7 protein-coding genes are annotated in these 13,635 nt (G+C 65.7%); 2 read left to right on the top strand and 5 right to left on the bottom strand.

Annotated elements, in window-relative coordinates; genetic code table 11:
• Nucleotides 1–137 precede the first annotated feature (137 nt).
• From Q2K16_RS24570 to Q2K16_RS24555, 4 genes are read right to left on the bottom strand one after another with little or no spacing between them, the layout of a single operon-like run.
• Nucleotides 138–2,867 carry a pPIWI_RE module domain-containing protein gene (locus Q2K16_RS24570; RefSeq protein WP_302740490.1) on the bottom strand — a complete coding sequence of 910 codons (2,730 nt, stop codon included), beginning with the start codon at nucleotides 2,865–2,867 and terminating at the stop codon, nucleotides 138–140.
• Nucleotides 2,864–6,217 (bottom strand): pPIWI_RE_Z domain-containing protein, encoded by a 3,354-nt coding sequence (locus Q2K16_RS24565; RefSeq protein WP_302740489.1) that lies wholly within the window; start codon nucleotides 6,215–6,217, stop codon nucleotides 2,864–2,866. The genes Q2K16_RS24570 and Q2K16_RS24565 overlap by 4 nt, the downstream gene beginning before the upstream one ends.
• On the bottom strand, nucleotides 6,210–7,277 hold the full coding sequence (locus Q2K16_RS24560) for a pPIWI_RE_Y domain-containing protein (protein WP_302740488.1): 1,068 nt from the start codon (nucleotides 7,275–7,277) through the stop codon (nucleotides 6,210–6,212). Before Q2K16_RS24560 ends, Q2K16_RS24565 begins: the two co-directional genes overlap by 8 nt.
• Complete coding sequence (locus Q2K16_RS24555) at nucleotides 7,274–8,842, bottom strand: PD-(D/E)XK nuclease family protein (protein ID WP_302740487.1); 1,569 nt, start codon at nucleotides 8,840–8,842, stop codon at nucleotides 7,274–7,276. Before Q2K16_RS24555 ends, Q2K16_RS24560 begins: the two co-directional genes overlap by 4 nt.
• A 46-nt stretch (nucleotides 8,843–8,888) precedes the next feature.
• On the opposite strand from Q2K16_RS24555, the gene Q2K16_RS24550 reads away from it, so the two are divergent.
• Nucleotides 8,889–9,767: a serine/threonine protein kinase gene (locus Q2K16_RS24550; protein WP_302740486.1), complete on the top strand. Its 879-nt coding sequence runs from the start codon at nucleotides 8,889–8,891 to the stop codon at nucleotides 9,765–9,767.
• A gap of 38 nt (nucleotides 9,768–9,805) precedes the next feature.
• Here the strand turns inward: Q2K16_RS24550 and Q2K16_RS24545 are convergent, their stop codons facing one another.
• Nucleotides 9,806–12,520 carry an AfsR/SARP family transcriptional regulator gene (locus Q2K16_RS24545; protein ID WP_302740485.1) on the bottom strand — a complete coding sequence of 905 codons (2,715 nt, stop codon included), beginning with the start codon at nucleotides 12,518–12,520 and terminating at the stop codon, nucleotides 9,806–9,808.
• A gap of 564 nt (nucleotides 12,521–13,084) precedes the next feature.
• Between Q2K16_RS24545 and Q2K16_RS24540 the strand changes: the two genes are divergently transcribed.
• Nucleotides 13,085–13,207: a hypothetical protein gene (locus Q2K16_RS24540; protein WP_302740483.1), complete on the top strand. Its 123-nt coding sequence runs from the start codon at nucleotides 13,085–13,087 to the stop codon at nucleotides 13,205–13,207.
• Nucleotides 13,208–13,635 lie beyond the last annotated feature (428 nt).

Genomic DNA, 13,635 nt, shown 5'->3' with positions numbered 1-13,635 from the left:
TTCCTTCGCAACCGCCTCGCGAGCATTGTCGATCTATACTTGTGCCCATGTGCCGGAAGCCGTGGTCTACGGCGACGGGAAGGAATCCAGCAATGTCAGGTCCATCGTTCTGGTGCTGTACAGGCAGCCTGCGGCGATCAGCTCACCGGAGCCGTTGGCAGCACGTACTCCTCAGCCAGTGCCGCCCAATGCAGTACAGCGGGTTGCGACAACGGCACATAGTCGTCGACGAGCCTGAGCTGATGAGCCAGCGCCGCCCAGTCAGCAGGGTCATCCGGTGCCACGTCCCCCCGGCCGCTCACGGCAAGCGCATCCTCGGAAAGGCACCCGGCAATGGTGATCTCGACGTAGCGCGGGTTCCACATCGCCTTACCCGGCGAGCGCGCCCACGCCGGCCCCGTCAGGATCTTCAACGCGGTGCGCTTGGTGGTCTTAGCGGACGCGGGCACGTCGGTAATGCTCGCGAAAACCCTGTTGCCAGGCCCGGCATCGCATTGTCGCCAGATCCCTGCGGCGAAACCCGCAGTTTCGTCGTCCGGCGCTGGGGCGTACCACTGAGGCACCTCGTCGCGACCACCCGCGTTGCGGATCAACACGAGCCTGAGGTCTGGTCCCCACGCGGCGAGCCGCTGCGGTGGATCGTCACCAAAGCCAATCATGTCTCGCACCAGTTCGCCGTTGGTAATCCACGACCACCACCAGCGGAGGTTCTCGGAGTTCGCCAGCAGCATCGTCGGCCGATTACGCAACTGGTACAGCACCGACCGCACCTGCCGCTCCACCACCGACCGCTGGTCGCGCAGCCCCTTTCGGCCTGGTGATCGCACCGCCGTCTTCTTCGGCAGCTCCACCAGGTATCGGCGGTATGGCAACCATTGCTTCTCCTCGTCATGCCACGCCTCGAGGTGGTAGTGCCCGCCCCGCGGCTCCAGCCGCACCGCCACCAGTTCGCGGTGCACGTGCCGAGTGGCGCCGTCGGAACGCCGGTTGGCCATCCACAGCGCGGCGACCTGCGTTCCGTCCGGCACCCCTTGGACGCGGTGGGCGGCCGTGGTGACCGCACCGAGTTGTCGCAGCCCATCCAGCCATGACGACCTCGCGCGGATCAACAGCTCCCGGTCGCCGTCATTCCGCTTGCCGATGAACTGGCTCAGCCGGCCAGAGTCGGCGCAGCCCAGCCGGATGGCTGTTTTCGGGTCGCTGTCTGCGGTGATAAACGCCTCGCGGTCGTGCAGTTCCACGAACACCAGGCCCGCCGTCGTCGCTGGATCGAGGTCGGTCTCGAACACCCCCCTCACTCGCTGGCGGCGTGCGTTGATCGCCTCGGTCACCAGCCGGATCCGCTCGGTTCCGGTCGCCTTCGGCACTGACAACGCCGAGGCCCCTGCACTGTCGAACTTCCGCGCGACGATCCGGATCCTTAGGTTGTCGTCGATGTCCCAGTGCCAGTTTTCCAGGGTCTCCACGTCGGGCTCGGGAAGATCGAAGAGTTCACACATCGCGGAGACCAGCTTGTCGCGGGTGCGTTCGGTCTGCCAGAGCAGATGAACTTCCAACGAGGCACCGTCGAGTGCCGCACCAAGCGCCGCGCGCCTCGCGCGCGCGGCCTCGCGGGCGGCCTCAGCGTATGCGCTCGCCTTGCGTGCCTCGGTCGCCGCGTCGTCCCCTTCGACCTTGGCCCAGCGAGGCTTCGATCGAATCCTGGGCTTGGCGTGGTGGCCGGTGCGTTCGAGATCCGCCACTCTCCTGAACCACGGTCGGAGCCCCAGATCGACCCAGCGGTCGAGCCGCGCTCGTTCGGTGGGGCCGATGCCCGCCTTCACTTCGTGGTCGGTCAGGCCGTTGCTGTGCACGATCGCGGCGGTCAGGCCGTCGACGCCCTCGAGCCACCGGTCAGGATCGGACACGAGTTCGAGCGCGCTGGGGTACGTGCGCACGATGTCGAGTTCTGGCAGCAGCTCGATCGTGCTACCGCTGCGCCACACATGCCGGTTGCCACGTTCGAAGTAGTCGATGAAGTTGTTCGACAGCCTTGGCGTGTGCTCATGACCCGTGGACCACGGTGGCGCGACCGCGAGGTAGGCGCCGACGCCGCGGTTGGCCGGGACATGGAACCGACCTCCGGTCACCCAGCGGCGCACACCGGTGCCGACGTGTAGGCGGAAGCGGGACGTGAACGGCACCGTCTGCACGGTCAGGGTGATAAGGCAGGAGTAGTACCATTGTCTGCCCTTTTTGGTGAACGGCCGGGGCGGCCAGGAGACCAGTTCCGCGCCCTGGTCCCTGGTCACGACCCGGAAGTGCAACTCCTCGTCGCCGTCGCGGTACGGGCGGCGGGCGAGTTCGGCCGCGAGTACCTCCGGCACCAGCTGGTACAGCTGCCGATCCGGCTGAGCAGTTCCTCCCGGCGACAGGCGGGCCGCGGTCAGGTTCACAGTGCTCTCGCTCCACGAAGGCGTGGAGCCGGCGAGCGATGCTTGGACCTTGTAGACCGATTCCTCTAGCTCGGCCTGCCGTTGGGGATCCGGGTCTGGTTTGCGCGGCCCCAGCGTGGCGACCCACGTGTTTACCAGCGCGGCGATGAGGTCGGTGGGCACCTCGTTGGTCGCATACAACAAGGGCGTGCTCGCGTAGGTGGCCGCACCTCGGCCGGTCGCGATCACACCTGGGGCCGCCGCGCGGAGCAGGTTGTTGAGCTGAGCGATGGGCAAGGTCAGCGGTGCGTCCGCTCCGCGCCGTGACAACGCGTACAGAGCGAGTGCCTCTTCCTTCCACTCGTCACTGAACTTGATTGTCCGGAACGTCTTGAGCCAGTCACCCGTGACGGGGTCCGCCTCGTAGGCGGCGACACGGACGAGAGGGTTCACCACGGCTTTCCTCCTGTGGTCGGCTGTTGGAGGCAACGGTCGATCGCCTGCCAGAACGGGTCGTATAAGGCTTTGGTAAGGTCGCGGTCCCGGCGACGGCTTTCGGCGACGTCGTCACCGAGGGAAAGGCATTCGCCGAGCACCTCGTGGATGCTCAGCAGCAGACTGGACTTCGGGGTGTCGTGATCATTGATCATGACTTGCGCCCCCGGCATCGGTTCCTTGCTCAACGCCTCGGCGGTCTTCGGCGCGAAAGCGGCGTCCACGAGCACCACGCGCGCTTCCACACCGCCACGCACGAGACGGCCGATCACTTGCCACATAAGCACGAGGAGATCCCAGGTGAGCGTCGTACGATCGGGATCGCTGAGTCGGCTCCACGCGAGGAACCTGCCGAGGACTCGGAACCACTCCCGGTAGGCACGGGACCGCACGTCCCGGCCCGCCGCACCGATCGTGGCGGCGTCGGACACCCATTTGCCGAACCCGCACTCAAGATCGTCGACGGCTCGGGTGATCCAGTCGTTGATCGCATGTATCGCGAGGCTCAGGTCGTCCGGCCGCGGATTCGGCCTAGCGAGGAAGTAGACGGTACCGATGGCCGCCTCGCCGCAGGCCATGATGTTGTGCCCGCGCTCGAGGGCGAGCAGCGGTGCCACGAGAACTCTAGCCTTCGTATCCGCAAGCCTGTCGACGTCGCCTCTGCGGAGCACTGGTGCTGACGACTCGTCGACGGCTGGGCCCCGCTCGTCGTCGGCGAGAAGTCGGAAGACACGTCCTTTCATCTTGGTGGAGTGCATGGCGTCCGCCACCACTTTGGCCTCCTCATAACTGCCGGTCAGCACCAACAGATGTCGGCGGTGTTCGCTGAGCTCGGCGAGTTCCAGCTCCAGCCGGCTCCGCTGACCTCCGTGGGGCGTTGTGAGGGCGAGTGCCATCGTGCGGAGGATCGCGGGCCGGTCTTCCTGGCGCGAACCGGAGAGTGTCAGAGGCTTGCCCTGATGCCAGACGAACTCGAGGCGAATGCTGCTGTGTTGAGCGATTTGGTTGATCCTTTTCTGCTCCGGCTTAAGGATGAGGCTCACAGGGGTCAGAACGTTATATCGACTCGACTTGCCCGCCCAGCTGCTGCCGGACAGCAGCAGGACGTGCGCGCCCGGCCGTCCGTCCACTTCGGCCAACCGAGGCAACGCGGTGAGCAGGCTCCTGCCCACTCCGCTGCAACGAAAGAACCGCAGTTCACCACTGCGAACTCCACCCTTGTCCGGGCTGTCGACCACGAACTCGAAGCCGAGGACGTTGCCCATGGGAGACTCGGGCACCATCGGCCCGTAGTCGAGCGGCCTGCGGTGTAGCTGGTTGAACCCGAGGTTGAGAGCTGCCTGAACTCGCGGCCACATGCTCGTCATCAACGCGAGTTTCGGCTCCAGCGCCGCCAGCAGGAGAGTGAGCTCGAACTTGTCGGTCAACTCGCCGGGCTGTGGGTACGCGGCGCGGCCGGCGGGTGCCAGCGCCAGTAGGGCATCATGCACGCGTGCACTCGTGGACTTCGATCGGCTGGTGTGCAACAGCTGGTTCGTGAACGCGACCAGCTTGCGCGTTGCGCCCCGAACCTTGTCCTGATCGTCGAACGGGTCCTTCCGGTATTCCTCCAGCACCTGGAGGAGGTCGTTCCGGTGAACCGCGTCTTGATCTGGTTCACCCTCGGCGGGGACAGGGAAGAGCTGCTCGGCCAACCGGCCGTGTAACTTCCACGCGTTGAAGTAGCTCCCGCTCACCCACTTCCGCAACTCCCAACTACTGACCAGCATCGCGTACAGGCGATCTGTGATCGTGGATGCGGTGTTCAGCGCGGTGGTCCAGTTCGCGACATCGCGATTGGACAGCTGTGTGCGTTGTCCGTTGACAAGTTCATTGATCTTGTGCTGGGCCACCTGGTCCAGCCACGATGTGGTCTCCTCGCCCGCAAGCGTGATCGCCGGAGCGAACATCTGGTCGAGCTGCATCTGCACACGGTCCGCCTCATCGATGATAATGAGATCGCTGCGTCGTGCCGCTAGTTCCAGGTATCGCAGGCGTTCGGGGTTCTGAGGCCACGGCACGGACGAGTCGAGCATCGCCTGCGGCGTAGCGACCCATATATCCGCATCCGCGAGCCGTCGTGCTCCATGGTGACGAGGACAGCGCCCCCAAAACGGGCACACGCGGCGGTCTCGAGTGAATGGCGGCAGCTCGCGATCGCGCGGCTTACGCTTGCGCTTCGGGTTCAGCCGAGTGCACGGCGCGTCCGCGTAGGTGAGCGGAGCGTCATCGTCGTCCAGGAGACCACTCACCGCACAGGCCGTACTCAGGTAGTCGAACGCGCCGTCGTCGTGGGTGAGGAGGTTGGGCTGCTCGCGTCCGGCGAGCCTGCGGTGCAGGCGTTGTGCGTGCTGCTCGCGGTTGGATGCACCGATGATCGGTGCGACACCGCAGTCCAGCGACTGGAACAGTTCGACGAGCTTGAGCACCTCGACGACGTCGCCGACAACGATCGAGACACGCATCTTCCTGTGCTTCACGAGGTGGTACGTCAGGACGTCGCGCATCGTGCTCTTGCCCGCGCCAGCGATGCCCAGCAGGTGGGAGATACGGTCGATGCTGAACGACTTCTTGCGTTTGAACCCACCGCTAGACGCCACGAAGAGGCGCACGGTCTTCAGCAAACCCGCCCGGTCCCTGGGCGCATTCCGGTCCATCTCCACGGCAGCTGCGACGAGCGCATCCCAGCTGATCTCGATCGGGCGGCCGCCGCCTGCCAGGGGGCGATTGAGGTCGTGTGACGGGAACGTGTGCACAGGCACGTCGGGGATCTGCACGGTGATCGGGGAGCGTCCGGCGAAAAACCGATAGAAACCTTCGGTGGCGAAGGTGCACGGGCCACCGGCGAACGGCGGGGCGAGACGGAGCGCCGAACGGTACTCGTCCCTGCGATCGGAGGCCGCTGTGACGGCTTGCCGTTGTGCGACATCCGAGCGGGCCGCCCAGACGTAGGCCCTCAGCCCGGATGGGAACTCTTCGTACAGGTCGAGCCCGTCTTCCCAGGCCCTCGACCGGCCGAAGTTCCACAGGGCGTAGCGGGCGACGCGGAGCAATGCCTCTCCGTCTGCGTCGACTAGTCCGCGAGCCTTTGCGAACGGGTACCCGCTGAACAGGGTCCACACGTCGGACACGGCAATGTTGGGGTCGACGGTTTCGGCCAGCAGAAAGCCCAGCTCCATCAGGCAGAGCTGCTCGGCCTCGCTCCGCTTCAACCCGTTCTGTTGCAACTCGGTGAGTACACCGGGGAGCAGCTGAAACACATCACGCACGAGGTTCGCCTCCGTCAGCCTGGTGTTGGTCGCTTGATGCCACGAGTTCGGCCGGTATCAGTTCCGCCGAGCCAGGTCGCCGGTGCCGCTCGAACACCTGGCGGTAATCAGGTCTGCGCTCCATGACGTAGCCGGGAACGGCGACGCAGACACGGCTGGCGTGGTCCGGCGTCCAGTGGCGGAGCCGGCGTGCGAGCAACGCGGGTTCGGCGCTGGTGGACACCACAACGAGCCACAGGTCGTCGGACGGCCAGGTGATGCGCAGGTGGTCGACCGCATCGGGCCTTAACTCGACGTGTGCTCCCGCAGCCAGGCAGGCGTTCCGGATATCGCGTTCCACCCGGCCCGAAGCCGATAACGGATGGCGCAATTCCGCCGGCAGCGCGCGGAGTGCGGTAACCGGCTCCGTCTGCTGCGCGGTGAAGCCGGGGCACACACCGCTCTCGCATCGGCTGGTCTTGTCGGGCAGCGTAACCGCAAGGCACCGGCAGGACGCGCAGCGGACGCACTGCCCGTCGCGCGCATAGGCGTGCGCGACAGGGCCGTACAGAGGCTGAACGCGTTTCCACGTCTCGGAACCACCTGGCGTGGAGTGGACAGCCCTCATGTTCTCCTGGTTCACCACGGGGTGGTCGATCAGGAAGCTGCGGCATCGTTCGTAAATCCCGGGCGACGGGCAGTTGCCCGCCAACTGACGGAGCAACTCGTTGATCGGGCCAACCCCAGACGAAAAGGCGTCACCGGACGCCCATTCGGCACACACGTGCGTGGGTAGGCCGGTCGCCTCGTCGACCAGCACCGCGTCAGGTCCTGTGTAGTCGGACGGGACCGTGATCGGCCACTTAGACAGGTGTGCGCGGCACAGTGCCAGCAGCGCTGGGACGCTCGCGGGCGCTTCAAGGCCCTCCAGAAGGCAAACGGCCGTAATCCGGTCCAGTGCGAGCTGCGCGGCGGGAGGGTAGGGGACTGCGAGGCCCGCGTCTTGGTGAGCCTGCACGGCAAGCACCGCAGTTGCGGTGAGACGAACTAAGTCCAGAGCGTCGTGGTGGGGGGTGGTCACGAGGCCAGCTCCGTTTCAGGTTTGGCTCGGCACCAGCTCGCCACCTCGCAGCGGGTGCAGCGATCACCGGGCCGAGGGAGGAACTCGTCGTCCGCACGCCAGCGAAGGACGAGGTCGCGCACGACCGTCTCGGCATTGCGGCGCACCGACGGCGTGTATGGGTCAATCACGTAAAGGTCGACGCCGGAGGGCCTCAGCACCTCAAGCTCGACCCTGCTGCGGGTACGTGATCCGCCGAGCTCTCCGCGAGCCAACACGAGCACCGCGAGGGCGAGTTGCGGGTACTCCGTCAAGAGTTCGTTCGCCCGGCGGCCGTCCGAGCTGCTCGTCTTCACCTCGCGCCATACCCACGAGTCGTGGTCACGATAAAGCAGATCGGGCTCAACGACGACCAGCACGTTCGCGTTCTGGTCGTCCCACGTCAGCTGCGGCTCGACGCGCACGTCCCGGTCGAATTGCGTGTGCTGCAACGGGCAGACCTCGGCGTGGTGGCGCACGAGGCGCCTCCCGAGACCGATGTCGTCAGGCGAGAGGCCGAAGTCGTCGCCCGTCCAGCGGTCGCCTATCGCGGGTGAGCAGCGGTGGCCCGTACGGTGATGATCGGCGAGCAGGGCGTGCACAGCCCGCCCCCGTTGCGCGGGCCCACCGCGCTCGACCTGCGCGTCCGTGGGAAGCCGGAGCTCACGCAGGTGCGCGCGGGCAGGGCACTCGCGGTACGCTCGTCCACTCGTCACCGACCACTGCCGACGTGGTCGCCCTTCACCGTCCACTCCGAGTAGTCCGGGGGCGCGGGCGAGCGCCGGGCATCTGGTGGCAAAGTCACACTTCACACACGCGCCACCAGGGCGGTACTCCTGGCCTCCTGCTACCTCGGTCAGCGCGGCCCTGCCATGCTTCTCGTACGCCAAGGTCGCGTCGGCCGGTGCGCCGTCGAACAACGTGCACACCCTCCCGTCCTCCACGCTGTAGTTGACGACGCGCACGTGCTCAACAGGTGGACTCCCGGCTTCCTGGTCGGCGCAGGCCAAGACGAACGCCGCGACGGCCACCTCGGCGTCGCTCCTCGTCGATGACCGGGATCGAATGTTGATCATGCGAATCTCGCGCGTGCGGCCGTCCACGGATTGGTAGCAACGGCCCCACGCGCTGATCCGGTACCGGGTTCGCCTGATCTCTCGCTCGTACGTCCACCTCTGCGGCACCAGGCGCAGCGGCGAACGGTTCAGCGGGTGCACTGGGAAAGCCCGGAGGTAGTCGCGTACGGCGTGAGCCGTCCACGTCTTCAGTCCGTCGTGGAGCCGAGCGTTGCGCTCGACGTCATCGAGAGCACCCTCCACCGACCTGAAGCCTCGTTCGACCTGGTCGAGCGCGGTCATGAACGGTCCGAGAGTGAAGTGCTCGAGCTTCTCATAGCGGCGCGGACCGGAACGGAGCCGCAGAGATGGGCGTGCCTTCAACGCTTCGGCCATCGGGCACTTGTATTTTTGCGCCCTGGGCGCGGCGGCCGACACGGCGATCGTGGTGACACGGTCGGCTACCCCTTCGGGCGGGCGCCAGGTGGACATGCTTCTCCTTCGCATAAGTCAGTGGCCAGGTGAAAGAAGGAATAGAGTGCAGCTGGGTCAAACCGTTCGCGACCGCTTCATACTGCGCAAGAAACTGGGCGAGGGAAATGGCGGCCACCTTTTCGAGGCGTTTGACATGAGCCACGGGAACTCCGTGGCCGTGAAGTTCCTGAGCCCTCGAACATTCGAAAGCGAGTCCTATTTCGATGAATTCGTGGAGGATATGGAGCGCGAGGCCGACTTGCTGAAAGAACTCAGCGAGGTGCGTGGCATTCCGGACTGGCTCGATCAGGGAGACCTGGACGGGACCTACTTCATCGCCATGCGGAAGGTCGAGGGAGACACATTAAAGGACTATGCCGAAAAGGGAAACAGCCCGATGGAGGTCTCGACAGCGGTCTCCCTCGTCGCACAGCTGAGCGAAATCCTCGCCGACATTCATGACCTCGGCTATGTCCACCGAGACGTGAAGCCCGAGAACGCCATGATCGACAGTTTCGGTAACGTTCACCTCATCGACCTCGGCTCGATGCTAAAGGTGGGTAAGGCGCCGGAAACTCAGGCCGGGACAAACAGATACGCGGCTCCTGAACAGGTACACTTGTTGCCGGTCGCGACCAGCGCCGACGTGTTTCCTCTCGGCTGCATGCTTGCCGAGATGACAACGCTCGCCCTGCCGTACCCGGAGAATTACCTGATGTTCGCGCACCGCGGCGACCCTCCTCCTGAACCGGCGCTGAGTTCGCTCGCGCCACAGCTCGCGCCCGTCGTCGCGAAAATGGCGGCATGGGATCCGGAACGGCGCCCCCAAGACGGACGGGAGGCGTTCCAGGACCTGCGGCCATTCCTGCCCGCCAAAGGTTCGCCGCAGGACTGCAAGGTGCACGGAGCTGACCCGACCGCCCGCTACCGGGCGAAGCATTAAAAACGAGACGCTAGTTTTCTTCGCGTTGCGTGAAAGGGTCATGCCAATTCCTCCAATCGCCTCGCCACGGCCTCTGCTTCTGGATCACGCAATTCGCGCAGCAACTGCAGGGCGCGAGACAACGTTTGCTGTGCCTCGCGACTGTCGCTGGCCTCGTGCTGGGCGATCGCGAGGCGCTGAAGTGTGCTCGCCTCCCTCTTGCGATACTCCAGCCGGTGGTACAACTCCACAGCCGCCTCGAAATCTCTGATCGCAGCCGTGATGTCGCCCATTGACAGCCGAATTCCAGCCAGACAGTCGAGCGTGTTCGCCTGCCCGTTCTCGTCTGTGGTCGCCTGGAACAGCTCCAGGGCTTCGGTGCAGTTTGCCAGCGCGTCGTCGTACTGGCCCCGGTCGGAGAGGGTGCAGCCGATGCCGTTGAGGACACCGGCTTGGCCCACGACGTTGCCGAGCCGCCGGTAGATTGCCAGCGCCGCGCGGAACCGCTCCTCTGCGTACGCGGGATCGCCGGTCTCGCGGTGCAGGACGGCCAGCCCGTGGCAACCGTGGGCAACTCCGAGCTCGTCGTCGTCGTTTTCGGCGAGGTCGATGACGGTGGCGAGCCTGATCTTCGCGAGATCGAGCTGGCCGAGCCCTCGGTCGGTACCTGCGGTCAGACGCAGGATCATCGCCTGGTCCGCCGGCGTGGCTACAACCTCGGCGGCGCGCAGCGAGATCTGCAGGGTGTACCGGGCGTCGAGGTACCGGTTGCTCCTCCACTGGAACGTCGTCAAGGTCAACGGAAGCAGCCACGCGTAGGTGCGTAGACCGTGCCGGACCGCGTGCTTGATCGCGGCCATGATCACGTCGTACTCCGCCGTGAACCACGCCATGGCCGCGCCAATGCCCTCGGGGGACACGAGCTTGAGCCCGGTGGGTGCAGTGCCGATCCGGAGGTTCCGGCCCGGCACGATCGCCTCGTCGCAGTCCCGAGCGTTGTACATGAGGTGATCCAGCAGTCGCTCGGACGTGAGGCGCCGTTCGGCGTCGCCAGCTTCCGTCGCTCTTTCCTCCGCGTACGCACGCACGAGGTCGTGGATCGCGAACCTGTTGTACGACACTTCCTCGATCAGGTGCGCGGTGCGCAGTTCGTTGAGCGCCTCCGCACCTGCGGTGGCGGATGTCACCAGGTCGATCGCGGCGTCACGGCTGATCGTCGGTCCGGGGTGTACGCCGAGGCGCCAGAAAAGGGCTGCTGCAGGGCCTGACAGCACACCGTGCGAGGTAGCCAGCACGGCGCGCAGATTTAGGTCCGCCTCCTCGTGAACAAAGGTGCTGAGCTTGTCCGTCGCGGACCTCAGCTCGTTCAGCACCTCCCCGAGGGACAGCGCGGGACGAGACAGCAGCCGAGCGGCGATCACAATCACGGCGAACGGCAGGCCGGCGCAGTGGCGAATGACCTCTGCGGCCGCGTCAGGCTCGGCTCGCACTCGTTGCTCGCCGATGATCGACGCGAGCAGCGCGACGCACTCGTCCAAAGGCAGGAGCGCGACAACAATCTGGTTCGCCCCGTATTTGGCAACCAGGCTCACCAGCGCGTTGCGGCTGGTCACCACCGCCGCGCTCGGCCCGGGACCGGGCAGCAGCGGGAGCACCTGTGTCAGGTCACGCGCGTTGTCCAGCACGACCAGAACGGCGCGCTGCGCCAAGGTCGAGCGGTAGGCCGCGCTCAGGCCGTCGAACGTGGGGGTCTGCGGTGGGACGCCGAGCTCGTCGAGGAACCTCGCGAGCACCTGCTCCGCCTTGTGCGGCTCATGCTCGGAGAAGCCCTGCAGGTCGGTGTACAGCACTCCGCCGGAGAAGTGCTCGCGGATGTTGTCCGCGCCGCGGAAGGCGAGCACACTCTTGCCCACGCCCGCGGTGCCCACCAACGCCGCGATCCGACTCGGCCGCTCTCCTACAAGGACCGCGCGCAGGGTTTCGAGATCGGCAGCGCGGCCGATGATGTTCATGCGATGTGCCGGCAGTTGCTGGGGAGCGTAGGACGTGATCGCGTTCACGCCGCGATGCGCGGGCTGGGGACCGCTCTCCAGCTCATCACGTATGGCATCGAGTTCCGACCGCACATGTTCTCTGACCTTCAGCCAGCACTCCTCGAAAGTCGAGCGGAACTTCGCGGTGCTGTCGTTTTGGTAGATGGTACGGAGGAGGAACCTGTAGAACCGCGAGTCGTCCGGCCACTTCTCGATAGCCCGCCAGCATTCTGCGATGGCGTTCGGCACTGCGCCAGCTTCGATCATGGCGTGGAGGTAGCCTTCCCAGGTCCGCTTCCACCTGTTGATCAGTGCCTTACGTTGTTCGCGGAACCACACCTCGTCGAGTGACCGGAGCGGGTCGTCCTTCCACTCTCGAAGCGCCGCGCCCAGGGCGTCAGCTCTATCCTTTGCGGTAGCAGCGACCCCTACCTCCTGCAGGCGGTCCTCGTACCGGAAGAGGTCCACCGCTTCACGGGCGACAGCTATTCGATATGACCCGGAATCGGCGTCCGGAACGACAGCGCGACCAAGCGCGGTGCGCAGGTCCGAGACCTGGCGATGGAGCAACCCCCGATCGGTTCTCACGCCATGCCAAAGGTGTTCCAGGATCGTCCTTTGGCTTGCGCTCTGATCCGGTGACAGGAGGAGAAAGGCCAGGACGGCGACTGCCTTTGGTTTGAGTGCAACGGGTTTGTCGTCCCGAAGCACCGTGACCTGTCCGAGGATCCGGTACTCCACTCGTGTTCCTCTCGTGGCGGTGGCCGGCAGTTCTGCCGGCGCTGTCGAATTTCACTCCGAACGAGGTGCCGATGTCCAGTTCTAGCGCGATCAGATTGCGCTCAGAACTCGGGAAGGGGAAAGAAGCGCGATCGGTGGCACACTTGATCGGGCCATCGGAGCGAGCCGTTCCGCTGTAGCGGAACCGGTGACACCCTATTCCAGGTCGTGTGCTTCGGTGGCGGTCCTACCCCACTACGAAAGGGAAGAATGTTCACCTTCGACTACCGTTCGTCCCGCTGCGTGACGCCGGGGCTCATGTCGTACCCGCCGCGACGGCGTCGACGGCCCCGTCCCCGTCCGCCGCGGCCGGCCGCCCCGTCGTCGAGGTATCCGCTCTCACACAGGGCCACGGCTCGCCGGATGGCCTACCGGGCCATGCGACGCCGTTGACGAGGAGGTGAGGTGAGCCGGGCGGCTCGTGTCTTCGGGCCGCCCCGCTCGCGTGAGAGGAAAACGGTCTCACACCGAGTCACCTCGTGCTCATCTGACGAGCCCGCGCCGGACGCAATAACCATGCGGCTGGTGTTCGACGAGCTGTGCGAGCGCAACGACGTCATGATGATCCTAACGGCGGTCGTGGTCGACGGGACCAGTGCGAAGTGCGGGCTGCGGCCGGCATGGCTGCGGGACGGGTGCCATCGGTGACAGCAGTGGGTTCGGGGCGGTCGCCGTGCCGGGCGGCACCCTGCGGATTTTCGGGGGGCGAATCGAAATTGCATAGATAAGTATCGAAGCCCTGGCCGGCTTTCTGCTGGTCAGGGCCTCGTTCTGGTGCCCCCGGCAGGATTCGAACCTGCGACACACGGTTTAGGAAACCACCCGTCGACAGTAGGCTTCGACTCCACTGACCTGCGGTGACGCGTCAGCCTCAAGCTAGCCCGGCGAAGGCCAGTCCGTGCATGGTCCGTGCATCGGCATATGCGCTGCGGCCTGGCCGAGGACGGCCGGAGGCCGCCCGCAGGGCGGGGCCGCAGCGCGGAAGGGCAAGCCCGTGGTGCCGAGCCCTGGCTTGCAAGGATCGAGACTTCTGTCGGTCAGCGTCGGCGACTGCCGCTGGCCTACTCGTCGTGAAG

Source organism: Micromonospora cynarisoli, assembly GCF_030518815.1.
In the GTDB taxonomy this organism is placed as follows: Bacteria; Actinomycetota; Actinomycetes; order Mycobacteriales; family Micromonosporaceae; genus Micromonospora; species Micromonospora wenchangensis.
The sequence above is the reverse complement of the archived record's forward strand: the minus strand, read 5'-3'. Positions and strand labels throughout refer to the sequence as shown.

Excerpts from the sequence above, each read along its gene's own strand:
- Q2K16_RS24555 (WP_302740487.1), bottom strand. The coding sequence starts at position 8,842 with ATGTCCACCTGGCGCCCGCCCGAAGGGGTAGCCGACCGTGTCACCACG.